11 protein-coding genes are annotated in these 15,205 nt (G+C 58.1%); 1 reads left to right on the top strand and 10 read right to left on the bottom strand.

The window, feature by feature from the left end; translation table 11 throughout:
- Window positions 1–39: 39 nt before the first annotated feature.
- The 8 genes from AC1MEE_RS09525 to AC1MEE_RS09490 all read right to left on the bottom strand — a co-directional run bounded on the left by AC1MEE_RS09525 (window position 40) and on the right by AC1MEE_RS09490 (window position 8,273).
- Window positions 40–720, bottom strand: coding sequence for a helix-turn-helix domain-containing protein (locus tag AC1MEE_RS09525; RefSeq protein WP_480415091.1), 681 nt, complete (start codon window positions 718–720; stop codon window positions 40–42).
- 290 nt (window positions 721–1,010) lie between these two features.
- Window positions 1,011–2,612, bottom strand: a complete 1,602-nt coding sequence (locus AC1MEE_RS09520) for an MFS transporter (protein WP_480415090.1) — start codon at window positions 2,610–2,612, stop codon at window positions 1,011–1,013.
- A 7-nt stretch (window positions 2,613–2,619) separates the two neighbouring features.
- On the bottom strand, window positions 2,620–4,458 hold the full coding sequence (locus AC1MEE_RS09515) for an amidohydrolase (RefSeq protein WP_480415089.1): 1,839 nt from the start codon (window positions 4,456–4,458) through the stop codon (window positions 2,620–2,622).
- A 105-nt stretch (window positions 4,459–4,563) separates the two neighbouring features.
- A complete protein-coding gene (locus AC1MEE_RS09510) occupies window positions 4,564–5,163 on the bottom strand; it encodes an antibiotic biosynthesis monooxygenase (RefSeq protein WP_480416193.1) in 600 nt (199 codons plus the stop codon).
- A gap of 67 nt (window positions 5,164–5,230) precedes the next feature.
- Window positions 5,231–5,647 (bottom strand): DoxX family protein, encoded by a 417-nt coding sequence (locus tag AC1MEE_RS09505; RefSeq protein WP_480415088.1) that lies wholly within the window; start codon window positions 5,645–5,647, stop codon window positions 5,231–5,233.
- A gap of 103 nt (window positions 5,648–5,750) precedes the next feature.
- Entirely contained in the window at window positions 5,751–6,404 is a 654-nt protein-coding gene (locus AC1MEE_RS09500; RefSeq protein WP_480415087.1) for a hydrolase, read from the bottom strand.
- A gap of 123 nt (window positions 6,405–6,527) precedes the next feature.
- The gene (locus AC1MEE_RS09495) at window positions 6,528–7,448 is read right to left on the bottom strand and encodes a LysR family transcriptional regulator (RefSeq protein ID WP_480415086.1); all 921 of its coding nucleotides are present in this window, start codon (window positions 7,446–7,448) and stop codon (window positions 6,528–6,530) included.
- Between the two features lie 129 nt (window positions 7,449–7,577).
- Complete coding sequence (locus AC1MEE_RS09490; RefSeq protein WP_480415085.1) at window positions 7,578–8,273, bottom strand: helix-turn-helix domain-containing protein; 696 nt, start codon at window positions 8,271–8,273, stop codon at window positions 7,578–7,580.
- 229 nt (window positions 8,274–8,502) lie between these two features.
- Here AC1MEE_RS09490 and AC1MEE_RS09485 point away from each other — a divergent pair, with 229 nt between their 5' ends.
- A complete protein-coding gene (locus AC1MEE_RS09485) occupies window positions 8,503–9,168 on the top strand; it encodes an HD domain-containing protein (protein ID WP_480415084.1) in 666 nt (221 codons plus the stop codon).
- Window positions 9,169–9,197: 29 nt separating this feature from the next.
- Here the strand turns inward: AC1MEE_RS09485 and AC1MEE_RS09480 are convergent, their stop codons facing one another.
- The gene (locus AC1MEE_RS09480; protein WP_480415083.1) at window positions 9,198–14,786 is read right to left on the bottom strand and encodes an AAA family ATPase; all 5,589 of its coding nucleotides are present in this window, start codon (window positions 14,784–14,786) and stop codon (window positions 9,198–9,200) included.
- A complete protein-coding gene (locus tag AC1MEE_RS09475; protein WP_480415082.1) occupies window positions 14,783–15,157 on the bottom strand; it encodes a response regulator transcription factor in 375 nt (124 codons plus the stop codon). Before AC1MEE_RS09475 ends, AC1MEE_RS09480 begins: the two co-directional genes overlap by 4 nt.
- Between the last annotated feature and the right edge of the window lie 48 nt (window positions 15,158–15,205).

Below are 15,205 nucleotides of genomic sequence, written 5' to 3'. Positions count from 1 at the left end.
ACGATTGAGCTACACAGGCAGTGTTTTATGCATTGGGCTCTAACCCTTGGCCTGTCGACGCCAGACACTGGGCGTCACGCCGATGAGCCGGGTAAAAACTCGGGTGAAATGCGGCTGATCGGCAAAACCGCATTCCTGGGCTATCTGTGAGATTCCGGTCAGGGGAGTGGTCAACAACAATGCCTTGGCGCGCTCAACGCGCATCTGCAACAACCAGGTATGCGGCGCCACGCCGGTAGTTTGCTTAAAGGCCCTTGAAAAATGACTTCGGGACAATGCGCATTCCTGGGCGATGCGCGACACCGACAAATCATCGCCCAAATGGCTGGCGATCAGCTCTTTGGCCAGACGCTCCTGAGCGGGTGAAAGCCGGGTGCAGCCCTTCTCCGAACCTGAACGAGACTGGCCGTAATGCCGGGTGGTGTGCGCGCATAGCGCCAGCAGGATATGGTCGATGAACAATGGGTTGGCGGCGGCTGGATCCTGCAGCACGGGCAGCATGGCCTGGGCCAGGTGATAGATGACCGGGTCCTGTGTGCCCTGCTCGTACTTGAAGTTGCTGACAGGTTTTCCACCCGTTTCGATTTGCAGTTCATCCAGCGTACTGCGCGGAATATTGAACCTGAGGTTGTCGTAGGCGGCCCGGTGCTGGCAGCGTAGTTCGTCGCCCAAGTAGGGCAGAGAAACACAGCCCTTGAGATACCCTCCGGCATAACTCAAGCGCCTTCCATGCCAAAGCCGGTGATCGGAAAAGTCCCTGAGCTGGATGATGACTGAGAAGGCTTCCTCACACGGAATATTGATAATCTCATTCAGGTCAGGGTGGGTGTGACTGACTCGGGTGAGGGTGAATGTTTCAGTGCGCAAACTTAGGATTGAAGGTCGGATCAAGAGAATATTCGGGCCGTTGTTCTGTGAGTTGAGTTGCTCATGTTTGACGCCGTGAGTTTTAAAAGTGTCGACTACAGTGGGTGGGATTCACCGCCCGCCGTGCCGGGCGAATTCGGTTGTCAGTCGCCCTGCCCCGCGAGCAAGTGTCGGATGCGGACCGGCACGTTGGCGGTCTGGTAGCGGCGTGCCGAGGCTTCAATCCTCAGTTCGGCCCGCGTGACACGGCGGTGGTGACGCATGTGCTCGATCCACGATTCGTCGAAAAAGAACTCCGACCAGCACCGGCTATTTTCAGTGTCCTGAACCAGCCCCCAGGAGAACGAACCATTGCGCATACGCATCTGCCGCACGTCATTCATTGCCGCCTGAAAGGCCACGCTGTGCGCAGGAGCGATGTCGTATTCCACCGTGATCATCACCGGCCCACGTTCATGCCCCATGTCGCTGTCGAGCAACGGCTGCGGCCAATGCAGTGAAGGCGCCATGTCGCCCTGAGTGGTCACGGGCAGACGCACCCGCCAGCTCACGACAATACCCAGTAACAGCAGAACGCCTGCCCCGCCAAGTGCCACTGCGATAGAGCTGCGGCTGGCGACGAATCCCCAGAGCGCCCCGCCCATGGCCATGCTGCCAAAGAACGACAGAATGTAGATGGCCAGTGCGCGAGCCCGGACCCAGGCAGGCACAGAGGTCTGGGCTGCCACCTGCAAACTCGAAAGCACGGCGATCCAGGCCACGCCACTGAGCAGCATGACCGGGATCAGTAACTGGAACTGACGCAACCACGCCAGGGCAAACAGCACCACTGCATACACCGCACTGGCCAGACGAACCAGCCCATCCGAGGTGAGGCGTTGCCGGATCCGCGGCAACAGCATGGCGCCAAGCACTGCGCCGATACCGACGCTGCCCAGCAGAACGCCGAAATCGGCGGCACCGCCCTTCAGCTCGCCACGCACAATCAAGGGCAGCAAGGACATGCCTGCGCTGGCACCGACGAAGAACGCCATGGTCCTTAGCAGAACCTTCTGCAAGGGCCGCGAGCTTCGGGCGAAACGCCAGCCCACACGAATCGCGCTGAACAATCGTTCTGCCGGCAACACTGACACCTGGGGAGCCGGTCTCCAGAAGAACAGCACGGCAATGACCCCAAAAAACGACAGCGTGTTGACCGCAAACGTCGCCCAAGGCCCTACCAGGCTGACCAATACGCCGGCAATGGCTGGTCCGATCGCCCGCGCAACGTTCATACCCACACTGCTCAGGGCAATCGCTGCGGGCAGTTCGGCACCCGGTACCAGCTCCGGGGTAAGCGCTGACCAGGCGGGCATCATCAACGCCGTACCCACACCCATGCCCAATGTCAGCGTCAGCAACAGTCCTGAAGACATTACCCCGAGGAGGCTGAGGATCGTCAGCAGTAACGCCATGCTCGCCATCCAGAGCTGGATGGCGATCAGGTAACGACGTTTGTTGACGATATCCGCCAGAGCACCCGCAGGCAGCGCCAGAAAGAACATCGGCGCGGCGCCCGCCACTTGAACCAGCGCCACACTCATGGGACTGGTCGACAGTGATGTCATCAACCATCCAGCACCGACCTCGTGCATCCAGGTACCGATGTTCGAGGCGATGCTGGCAAGCCACAGCGCACAGAAAATACGCGTACGCAACGGGCTCCATGCCGAGGTCTGTGGGGCCTCGGTTTTTGCCGGGTTCATCGACACCTCAGAAGGCAAAGCAAGAGCACCCAAACGCGCCCCAGAAGCCCTGGAAGTCGCTGACCGGCACCGTCGACATCCGCGCCCGCTCATGACCGTGGGAATGCACAACGCACGGCCCACTGCACTGGTGAACCTGAGCCAGCATCGGCGAGGTCGGACGCCAGTGGCCTGGAACCTTCACCACCGGAGACCAGTCCGGCAGCACCGGCAAGCCGGGTGGCGACAGTTTTTCAAAGTCGCCGGCGCCATACACGACCTTGCCGTTAACGACGGTCAACACCGACTCAATCCATTTGATCGACTCTTCGTTGACACTGAAGAAGTCCGCGGAGAGCGCCACCAGGTCAGCCAGTTGACCGACTTTGATCTGGCCTTTCTTACCCTGCTCCGACGAGAACCACGCGCTGCCCCGGGTGTAGAGTTCGAGCGCGGTGTCACGCGACAAGCCCTCAGGATAGAGTTCCAGCCCGCCTACGGTGCGGCCGCTGACCATCCAGTACAACGAAGTCCAAGGGTTGTAACTCGAAACGCGGGTGGCATCGGTACCTGCACCGACCGGAACGCCTTCGGCGAGCATGCGCTTGATCGGCGGCGTGTGTTCACCCGCCTTAGCCCCATAGCGCTCGACGAAATACTCACCCTGAAAGGCCATCCGATCCTGAATCGCGATACCGCCACCCAGTGCGCGGACTCGCTCGATGTTCTTTGGCGTGATGGTTTCGCAGTGATCGAAGAACCAGGGTAATCCGTTGAACGGAATGTCCCGGTTGACCTTCTCGAAAACGTCCAGCATGCGCGTGATCGATTCGTCGTAGGTGGCGTGCAGTCGGAACGGCCAGCGATGCTCGACCAGGTGTCGCACCACCGGCTCCAGATCCTGCTCCATGCCCGGCGGCAAATCCGGACGCGGCTCGAGGAAGTCCTCGAAGTCGGCGGCAGAGAAAGCCAACATTTCGCCCGCACCGTTGTGCCGCAGAAAATCATCGCCCTGGCGCAACGTCACCGAGCTGGTCCAGTTTTTGAAGTCGGTCAGTTCTTCTTTGGGCTTCTGGGTGAACAGGTTGTAAGCGATCCGGACTGTGAGCTGCTGCTCCTTGGCCAATTGCTCGATCACCGCGTAATCATCCGGATAGTTCTGGAAACCACCGCCGGCATCGATCGCACTGGTGACGCCCAGGCGATTGAGTTCGCGCATGAACTGCCGGGTCGAATTGACCTGATACTCCAACGGCAGCTTCGGTCCCTTTGCCAGCGTCGAATACAGGATCATGGCATTGGGTCTGGCGACCAGCATGCCCGTCGGATCGCCATTGGCATCACGCTGAATCTCGCCGCCCGGAGGATTGGGTGTGTTGCGGGTGTAGCCGGCGACACGCAGGGCTGCACGGTTGAGCAAGGCGCGATCATAGAGGTGCAGCACGAACACTGGCGTGTCGGGCGCCGCCTGGTTCAGCTCCTCGAGTGTCGGCATGCGCTTTTCGGCGAACTGAAATTCGGTCCAGCCACCCACGACGCGAACCCATTGTGGAGTGGGCGTGCGCGCAGCCTGGTCCTTGAGCATACGCAGCGCGTCAGCCAGGGACGGAACACCTTCCCAGCGCAACTCCAGGTTGTAGTTCAGGCCGCCCCGTATCAAATGCAGGTGGGAGTCGTTGAGCCCCGGGATCACCGTGCGCTTCTGCACATCAATAACCTGAGTGCCGCTACCCCGCAAGGCCATGACTTCTGCTTCAGTGCCGACGGCGACAAAGCGTCCGGCGCTGATGGCGACCGCACTGGCGCTCGGCTTTTCACGGTCGACAGTATGAAATTGCCCGTTGTAAAGAATCAGATCAGCTTTCATCGCAGTTCCTTCGACAGGGGATTGGAAGCGCCGGCGTTGCCGGCAAGTAACACAATAGAAAATAAAGCAGCCGCTGCACTGGGCCCTGGGACCGGACAGGTCTCGTCAGCGCTTGTCGCCAGGTGCTTCATCGGCGTTGCGCTTCTGCGCGCTCAACCATGGGGCGAACAGCCGTGTGGCAAATGGCATCAACAGATAGACCACCAACAGCACGATGGTGATCGTCACCAGAAAGGTGCTCACCACGTAATTCGCCAGCCACGGACTCAAGCCGAAGACCGGTCGCCAGACCAGCGGTACCAACAGGGTCAAGGGCAGGATCACCAGAAAGGTCACGCAGGCTTGTTTCCAGCGCGGCGGCGCTGAGTTCTCAGGTGCCGGCGAGAACCAGAATTCGCTGTGGCGATTGACTTCGATCTGGTCGCCGTCGGCCAACATTGGAATGGCCTCTTCAACCAGCCGCCCGCGCTCTTCGGAGTCCAGCCAGCTTTGCATGGCGTCTGTGGAGCAAAAACGCAGCACACAGGTGAACATCTGCAAGCCCGCGCTTTTACCTCGAACGATATCGACACCCAAGTGGCCTGGATAGCTGCTGGCGATGCTCACGATTCGCCGTAGCCACGCCTCGTATTTCGCCTCGAACCCTGCCTTGATCCGGTGCTTGACCACCAACGTCACGACCTCATTAAAAGCGGGGTTGGGCATGGACGTTGCTCCTGCATCAAGGGCGGGCTGCCGAGAAAGAGGCTCGGCGATGTCGGGTTTGACGAACTCAGGCATACCTCAGCACTCCTGCAAACCGCTGATTAAAAGCAAGGCGGCCGGGCCCTGCGATGAACAAGCTGAAAAAAATGATCAACAGCAGCCAGCCGAATTGACCCTCTTCCAGGCTCCATTGCGGATGGACAATCACCAGCGCAATCAACAGCACAAACAGCACAGGTAAACAGGCCAGACGGGTGAATACGCCTGCCGCAATGAACAGCGGGCATATCACCTCGGAAAAAATCGCCAGCATCAGGGTCACATTCGGCCCCAGGTGAAAGGGATCCTCAATGCGCTGCAGCTCAGCGGTGTAATGCAGCAACTTGGGCAGGCCGTGCACGTAGAGCAGAAACAGCGAACCGCTGATCCGCAAAAACAGCAGGCCGAAATCGCGTGCCGCTTCATCCAGGGTCATGAATTTCATTGATTCACCAGTGGAACATGAGCAGCACGTTGACGAATTCGGATGGTGACCTGGCGCAGCCATCCGCCGACTCAGGCGGATGGCTGCGCACTACCTGCAGGTCTCAATGACCTTCGGAAGCACCAAACATCGTTTTGGCGTAGATCAGGCCCAGCCCATAACCGCCACCGTGGGCAATCGAGGTCTTGACTGTCTGATCGTAAGTCTCGCCGCGAGCCCAATCGCGCTGCAGCTCCAGCAAATACTGCAAGGACGTCATAGGGCGGGCGCCGATCTGAACCATGCGTTCGACAGCGCGCTCATGCGCTTCGGTGGAGACGTCGCCACACGCATCGGCGATGAAGTAAACCTCGAAGCCCTGGTCGATCGCCGACAGCGCAGGCCCGACGATGCACACCGAAGTCCACAAGCCGGCAAGGACGATCTTCGGCTTGCCGATAGCGTTGACGCGCACGGCGATACGCGGATCCTCCCAGGTATTCATGGACGTACGATCGATCACGACTTCTTCCGGGAACACCGAAATGATTTCATCGAACATCGGCCCGGAAAAGCTTTTCTCGGCAACTGTGGTCAGGATGGTCGAAACCTTGAATTCCTTGGCCGCCTTACTGACCAAGGCTGCGTTATTGCGCAAAGCCACCGCATCGATGGACTTGGTGGCAAAGGCCATCTGCGACTGAAAGTCGATCATGATCAACGTGTGGTTGGAGGGGTCCAGCAACGTCTTTCCAGGTTGAGCGATTGCATGTGGCATAACAGGCTCCATTCGCTAAGTAGCGGCATATTCGAGCGTTGATAATGCCCTACCCTTCCCCATCAGGAATTGAACCTGCGTGCTGTCTTTAGAAAGAATGTGCCCTTGTCGAGACCGCTCGATTCACGGCGAAACGCTCAAGGTTTGAGACATGAACTGGCCGATCTTGCTGCGTAACCAACGCTCTGCCGGATCATTGTCATGAACCCCACTCCAGACCATGGAAAGCTCGGCTGCAACGATCGGAAAAGGTGGATCTTCAGCCCGCAGCGCGCACCCTTCTACCAAGGCACAGGCCGCGTAATCAGGCACGGTGGCAATCAATTCGGTCCCGGCGAGCAATGCGCGCAAACCGTTGAATTGGGGAACGCCCAGTACCACCCTGCGCGTTCGGCCAACCTTCGCCAGGTCCAGGTCGATGTTGCCGCTCAGGTCGCCAGAGAAGGACACCATCGCATGCGGTCGCTGGCAATATTCGTCCAGCGTCAGCGAGCCGGGACGCGAGTCGCCACGCAGCACCTTGCAGCCGATATCCCGCAGTTTCTTGCGCTTGGCGTTGGCTGGCAGGTCCGTGGTGTAGCTGACGCCCACCGATATTTCCCCGGATGCGAGCAAGGCCGGCATTAACAGGTAGTTGGCCCGACGCACCACCACAATGATCCCTGGCGCCTCCTCGCGCAGCTGAGTCAACAAAGGCGGAAACAACCCGAACTCAGCATCATCGGACAGGCCGATACGAAACACATCACAGCTGGACAATGGATCGAAGTCTTTAGCACGACTGACAGCGCCGGATATCGTGTCCATGGCGGGTCGTAACTCTTCGAGGATGGCCAACGCGCGTGCCGTCGGCTCCATCACTCGACCGTTTCTCAATAGCAGCGGATCATCGAACAGATTACGCAAGCGGGCCAGCGCGGCGCTGACGGCAGGCTGACCCATGAACAATTTTTCGGCGACCCGGGTCAGATTTCTCTCAAACATCAGCGCTTCGAAAATCACCAGAATATTCAGGTCGACGCGCCTTAGATCGTTTCGATTCATGATGGCAATCCGCAGTAAACAGTTGAACAGGTTTTATCAGCGTGTTTGCAGTTCAACTAAGCAGATCCCAGGCTCGATGCCTTGAACATTCGTGCTATTTAACCGGCGATTGTGTTCGATAGGTGTAGATCAACCTGTGCAGCACTCAACTGCCTGGGACCGTCGCCAGTTGAACGGGGTGACCCCCATCACTCGGGTAAACACCCGAGTGAAGTGCGACTGGTCGGCGAAACCACAGTCCAGGCTGATTTGCGAAATCGACAGACTGGAATCCGATAACAGGCATTTGGCTTTATCGAGGCGTATCTGCAGAAACCAGTCGCGCGGCGATACCCCGGTATTTTTCTTGAAAGCGCGGGAAAAGTGACTGCGTGAAAGCGAACATGAATTGGCGATTCGGGCAATAGACAGGCCCTGAGCCACATGGTTTTCCATCATTTCTTTGGCTCGCCGTTCCTGCCACGGCGAAAGCGCCACGCGGTCGTCGGATCTGGACGCTTGTACATCTTGATAGCGGTCCGACAAATATGAGCACAACGCCAACATAGCCTGGTCGACAAAATCGCGGTCGACGGTCTTTCGATTGCGCAGAACCAGCAACAAGCTACACGCCAGGCGGTAGGCCGGCCGATCGACGGTAGAAACAGTTCGGTCGACATCATCAAGGGGTTTGCTGACGTTTTCAGGATCGCCGTCTATTGACCAGCGCTCGGCCAGCAGCACATCAAGTGCCGCCGATAGATCCAATGTCGGGTCCATATTCAGCTGTTCAGAAGATCTGAACGGTTCGATCCGCTGTGCCTGCGGCGGGCTGACAGTAGCCATTCCAGACTCTCCGTATGAGGGACGGGGTAACGCAAACCCAGTCTGGATTTCAGGGGGCTTAAAGTCCTTCTTGCAAGATGAATTGTTCTGAATGACCCAAGGGCGCAAACCCGCGGGCCGCCTCGGCACCCAAGGAATTCAGAAAGTTTAAGGCCCGAACCAAGGACTTTCTTGTGGGGCATTACTTATGGTGAATTTCCACCCGACGCGCACTCACAAGGAGCAGTTGATGCCGACATTGACCACAGCAGTCGGTGACACTATGGTTCCCGACAGTGCGATGGCCCGCGCTGCCACCGAGTTGATTCGGGACGCCGAATCACAGCTGCTATTCGATCATTCGGCACGGGTTTTTCTGTTTGGCGCCTGCATCGGAGAATACCGGGACTGGGCCTTCGATACGGAGTTGTTTTATATCAGCGCGATGTTTCATGGGGTTGGCTTGACTGCGCTGCACCGCAACTCGCAGGAGCGTTTCGAGATCGATAGCGCGAACGCTGCGCGAGAATTTCTCAAGGGCTATGGCGCCCGTGCAAGTGACATCGCGGAGGTGTGGGACGCCATCGCCCTGCACACCACCCCAGGGATTCCCGAGCACAAATCGACTGTCGCGGCGCTGGTGGCCGCCGGGGTCGAAACCGATCTGTTTGGCGCTCACCTCGACGAACTCAGTGCGGGTCAACTGTCCCTGATACTTGACGCCCATCCACGCGAGCCCGGTTTCAAACTCAAGCTGATCGAGACCCTGGCCCTGAGTCTTTCCGGCCGCCCCCGACACCCCTCCGACTGCGTTATCGGGGACGTACTTGAATGGGACGTACTTGAATACTACGATCCGCGCTACAAACGCCTGAATTTCTGCCAGCGATTATTGACCTCGAAATGGCCGGACTGAATCTGCAGCACTGAACCGTCGGTCTCTCGTCACTCGGTGTACCCGGCAACGTCGGCGGTCGGTAAGGTGAATTCAAACAGGCTACCGGTTGAGCGACCCGCCACGACGTACAGCTGCCCCTTGTGTGCAGCGATAATCGACCGGCATATCGCCAGGCCCATGCCCATCCCACTGTCCTTGGTGGTGAAGAAGGCATCAAAGACATGCTCGATGTCGTGCGCTTGAATACCCTGGCCGGTGTCTTCGACACTCACTATCACCTGATCGGGATACAGCATTCGCGATGTGACGCTGAGGATCCGTTGGCGACTATCGATAGAACTCATCGCTTCGACCGCGTTCATCACCAGATTCAGGATGACTTGTTGCAGCTGTACGCAGTCGCCCATCACCGGTTTTTCTGAAGCGGCCAGCTTGACGCTCAGGACGACATGCTTCTGCTCGATTTCGCTGGTCGTCAAGGTCAACACATTCTTGATCACGTCATCGATTTCAAGTTTGCGCAAATTGGGCGCCGACTGCTTGGCCAATGCCTGCAGCGCACGCACGATGTCTGCGGCTCGCTTGCCATCGTTGACGATGTCACGCAGACCGCCCAGTGCCTCGGCGACATCGGGGGCCTGACGAGTTAGCCAGCGCACGCTGGCGCTGGCATTGGAGACGATGGAGGCCAGTGGCTGGTTGATTTCATGGGCAATCGAGGCCGCCAGCTCACCCATGGTCGTTGCCTGAGTGACCCGGGCCAGCTCCGCCCGGGCATTTCTAAGGGCCGCCTCAGTCGCACGACGTTCGGTCACATCGCTGGCCACCCCGACAAATATATTCTCCCCGTCTGGCGCGCCCAGCACTTCCAGGTGCTTCACTTTCCCATCAGGGGTATTCACCCGGAACTCATGCTGAAACGGTGTTCGCGTGCGAACCGCATGTTCGAGCATGGATTTGAATCCCTCACGGTCATCGGGATGAATGTATTGTCCCAGCTCCCGCTCCCGAGGCGGTGCTTCGGCCAACGGAAACCCCCACACCGCGAAAAGCTCGTCGGACCAGAATGCCTCGTCAATCATCGAGTTCCAGCGAAAGCTGCCTGAGTGACTTATTCGCTGGCCCAACGCGAGAACCGCCTTGCTGGTTCGCAACGCTGATTCGATTTCCCGGCGCCTGGCGTTTTCTTCGAGCAACTCGGCATACAGGCGGGCGGTTTCCAGAGAGATTGCAGCCTGGGCCGCCAAAAGCTCGAGCACGGTGGTCCGATTTGCGGTGAAGACCCCCGATGCCAGGTTGTTTTCCAGATAAAGGACGCCTATCACCTGCCCTTGCTTGACCAGTGGCAAACACAGAACCGAACGAACTTGCTGGGTCATGAAGTAGGGATCGACGCAGAACTGTGTATTACCCGTCGCGTCGTCGAGTGCGATGAGCTGACGGGTGTGCATGACGGTAAAAACCATAGACAGCGCCAGATCTGACGGCTGGGGCACTCTCTCGGTCAGATCAACCTCGATGTCGAGATCCTTCACCCAGCCGCTGGCTTCGATCCGAGGGACACCGTCTTTGACCAGGATCAACAGCCCACGCTGTGCACCGGCATGCAGCATGGTCTGGGTCAGCAGTGTTTCGATAAGACGGTCGAGGACGATTTCTTCCGACAGTGCCTGGGATGCCTTCATCACGGAGACCAGATCGAGCTTGTCCTGTGCGCCAACGATGTTGATCGAGGACCGGGAGGTCGACGGTTGTTCTCGAAGGAACGCATGCAGCATCTCCAACTGTTGCACCTTGCCCTCGGCACCCCAGCGCTGATAACAATCCCTTGCGCCCCGTGCATGACTACGGGCTGCGGTAATCAAACCGTTGGCCTCATAACAGCGCCCAGCCAGTTCATGGGCCAGCGCCTGCATATGGATGAATCCCTGCGCCGCTGCGGCGCGAACGGCTTCTTCGTAAAGCGACAGCGCGAGCAGAGTGTCATCCTTGAGACGCGCGACCTCGGCCTGCACCAGCAAGGCCTTGTCTTTGAAGGTCGACGGCGTGAGTGCCGCCCACCCGTTCAGCTTGCGCAGATGCGGCTCGATTAGCTCGACCGTCAGGTCGACGTCCTGCGTTGAGGTGCAACGGGCAGCCAGATTAAGCGCACTGAACAGATGAAAATCGAGCAACTGGATATGCGCCGGCGTCGACCATTTCAGCGTGTCGGCTCGATTCAGGCACGCACTGGCAGTGACCACATCACCGTAAAAGAAGCTCGACATGCCTTTGAGCAGCCACCACCAGAAAACCATCGGAGCCATGGCGCTCTCGAACACCTGAGCTTCGATGGCGGGGTCTGAATACGCCTGCAAAGCACCTTGGTGGTCGGTGCAGCGCATGGATTTTATGAATGAAGCCTGAGTCTGGAGGATCGCTTCGACATCGCGAAAATTTACCTGGCGAGTGAAGCAAAGGCCTCGCTCTATCTGCTCCTGGACCCGATCCAGATGCTCACCCATCACTAACATGTCCGAGACGATGTGGTTGCAGGCATAACAACTCATTGTCAGATTGCCTTCGGTGCAGCTGGCCGCGAAGGCTGCACGGGCACAATCGAGGGAATAGGTCAACGGCTGGGTCCAGGCGCTGACTTGATCAAGGGCGACCAGTGTCGCGGTGATGCCGCCGACGTATCCGCGGTGCTCAACGATTTTGCGTGCCGTATGGGCGAACTCGAAACCGTCCTCATAGCGCCCATACATGTGGGCCAGCACGATGCCAAACCAGGCAAACCCATGGGCTGAAGAGCTGGTGATGCCATGTTCGAGGGACAACTGCACCATGTGACACAGGTGCAGGAACAAAAGCTTTTCATCGATAAAAGACACCGGCCCCGTCATGCTCGAGAGCAATCCCATGGCTGACTCGATTTCCGCGCTTTGCATCTCGGGCAGGTCGACCAGCGACGCGATACTTCGCGCGCCCAGCGTCTGCTGCAACCGACTCAATGCCTGCTCGATGTCGGCGTCGCCAATCTTGAGAGGGATATCGATGGCAAACGTCTTTAGCCCCTCGATGGCGGTCTCGATCGCTGCCTGATAGCTGGATGAGAGGGACAGCAACTCGACCTTGAGCATGTAAACGGCAGCCTTCTCGACACCTGATCGTACGTGCTCGAGCAACACTGCAATCGCTCGGCTGGCAGGCTCGAACTGGCCATCCAGGAGCCAGCATTGTGCTTGCAACAACTCAACCTCGTAACTGATCGTATAGTGCTCGCTCCACCGCCGATCCCCCGCCAGTGCTTGAGCCGTTGCCAAGTAATTCAACGCAGACTGCACAGCCGCCGCCTTCTTGGAACGGCGGGCGGCCTTCAACAGAACATGGATAAACCGGCACTTTTCCGCGCACCTGACTTCGCTCGGCAACGCTCGCTGAATATGGGTAACGATCTGAAAAGTGGTGTCTTGCTGACTGTTATTGCTGAACTTGTTATTGGATAGTTCGTTGAGCATCAATCGGGCGATACGCGCATGCTCGGCCGGACGATTGGCCTCCGGAGTCAGAGAATAGGCAGCCTCTTGTATCCGGTCATGGCAAAACACGAAACCATCCCGATTCTCAATCACCAGACCGGCTTCCACAGCCGGTCTCAGGTGTCTGCGTACGGTCTTGCTGCTGGATTGATTGACACCGGCGAGCACCCCTTCATCGGCCCGCAAACCGATACAGGCAAGATGACCCAGCACTGTCCGTGTCTTCTCTGGCAAACGCGCAATACGCGCAACCATCAGATCGATGACGTTGTCGGCAGAGCGATGCTCCAGAATGCCCCTGGAGTCCCAGGTCCATACTCCGCTTTCACCGTCACGCCTGATCAACTGCTCATCGAACAGCGAACGGAGCAATTGGTCGATGAAAAATGGATTGCCCGCTGTCTTTTCATAAACCGCCCGGCCCAAGGGTTCCAGGGCGGCGGGATCGCTGTTCAGCATCTGAGCGATCAGACGCGAAACCGCATCAAGATTCAGCGGTGGTACCTCGAGTTCTGTCAGGCGGGTCGTACCGCTGCGCAGACGCCGTAGAAACGTCGAAAGAACCTTTGAGTCACGGACTTCGTTATCCCGGTAGGCACCGACCAACATCAGATGCCGGTAACCTGCCGCACTGAAGTGGGTGAAGAACGACAACGTCGCATCGTCGAGCCATTGCAAATCGTCGAAGAACAGAATCAACGGATGCTCAGATGTTGCAAACGTGCCGATCAGCCGCTGCAAAACGAAGTTGAACAGACTCTGAGCCTCTGTCGCGGGCAGATCGAGAACATCGGGCAATGGACCGGTCACCCACTCTATCTCGGGTACCAGATTGGCGATCAGCCGCCCATGGCCGCCCAATGCTTCTGCTAACTTCTCACGCCAACGATCCAGCTCTTGCGTGCTCTCGCCCAGAATACGCATCACCAACGAACGCAGGGCCTGAGCCAGTGAGGCGTACGGAATGTCTTTCTGGTACTGATCGAACTTCCCCGAGGCGAACAACACCGGCGTCAACGCAAGATCCTGATGTAACTGACGCACCAGTGCAGACTTGCCCGAGCCTGCATAGCCGGACAGCAACACGATCTCGCAGAGACCATTGTGTGTCACCCGCTCGAAGCAGGCACGTAACGTTTCAATCTCACTCGAGCGCGCAATCAGCTCCGGGGCCGCGATACTTGCACCGTTGGTCTCATGCATGGCGGGTTCGAAGAAGGCGATGTGCTGGAACTCATTCCATTGAGCAAGGCACAAGCGCAAATCGGCTTCCAGGCCTGAAGCGCTTTGGTATCGATCGGCCGGATTCTTGGCAATCAGCTTGAGGATCAAATGACCCAGTGGTTGCGGCACGGATTCACGCATCTGTGTGGGCGACGGCGGCTGACGTGCCACATGGCTGTAAACCCACTCCACAGGATCACTCGCCTCAAAGGGCAGTTGACCGGTCAGTAGCTCATACAAAGCCATGCCCAATGAATACAGATCGCTGCGCTCGTCGGCCTGACGCTCGACCCGTCGGGCCTGTTCCGGAGACATGTAGGCCAAGGTGCCGCAAATCGAATCCGCAACGGGCAGCTGCGTGTCTGAACCATGCAGTACGCTGACACCGAACCCGGTCAGTCGAACGACCCCGTCGCTGCTTTCGATCAAGTTACAAGGCTTGATGTCGCGATGGAGAATACCGCGCTTATGGGCATGACCAAGGGCTTGGGCGGCCCCCACTGCCAGGCGCAGAAAGCGACCAATCGAGAGTGTGCCATTGGCAAAATCATGCAGTGGCTGGCCGCCGAGGTCTTCGAGTATCAACAGCGGGCCTTCAGGCATTGGCACCAGCGCCACTGGGATTACGGCCCAAGCGGGCTCAAGCGCTCCGCGCAGGTCAAACTCACGTTCGATGCGCCGAACCACGCTGTCTGCGGCCAACGATGCAGATTTCGCAATAAGCCACTTGCGCGAACAAAAGGGCGAATGGACCCGATAACGTGCTATCTCGCCATCGACCACCAGCACTTGCCATGAGAGGCTTTGCAGCCATTGCTCATTGAAGCCATCGACTTCAGTGTTACGCGCGGTTCGCTCACCGATGTTCGAATCCGACACGTTAGCACTCATAAAGTCCTTTGCTTGCGATCAAGCGCCAGGTTTATCGACTCCAGGAGACACTCCTCGGAGAAAGGTTTTCGCAAAAACCGAATCGCTCCTGCCTCCATCGCGCGTTTGATCGACGCCTCATCGCCATGGGCAGACATGCACAGTACGCCGATGCTCTTGCCGTCAGCGTTCAGGCAGTGTTGCACCTCAAGCCCCTGCATACCTTTCATCTTGAGATCGAGCAGCACGCACAGCGCCTCATCGACGGCACTCGAGGCCAGAAACGCTTCCCCGGAAGCAAAACTCACCGTGCGATAACCGACCGACCTGAGCAGATTACCGAGGCTGCTTCTGACAGAGGCGTCATCGTCAACGATGCAGATCAGTATCATAAGCTGTACTTCATGACAGAAAAAGAGAGTGAACGGCAGCGTATGCCC

Source organism: Pseudomonas sp. ASL3, assembly GCF_056680425.1.
The sequence above is the reverse complement of the archived record's forward strand: the minus strand, read 5'-3'. Positions and strand labels throughout refer to the sequence as shown.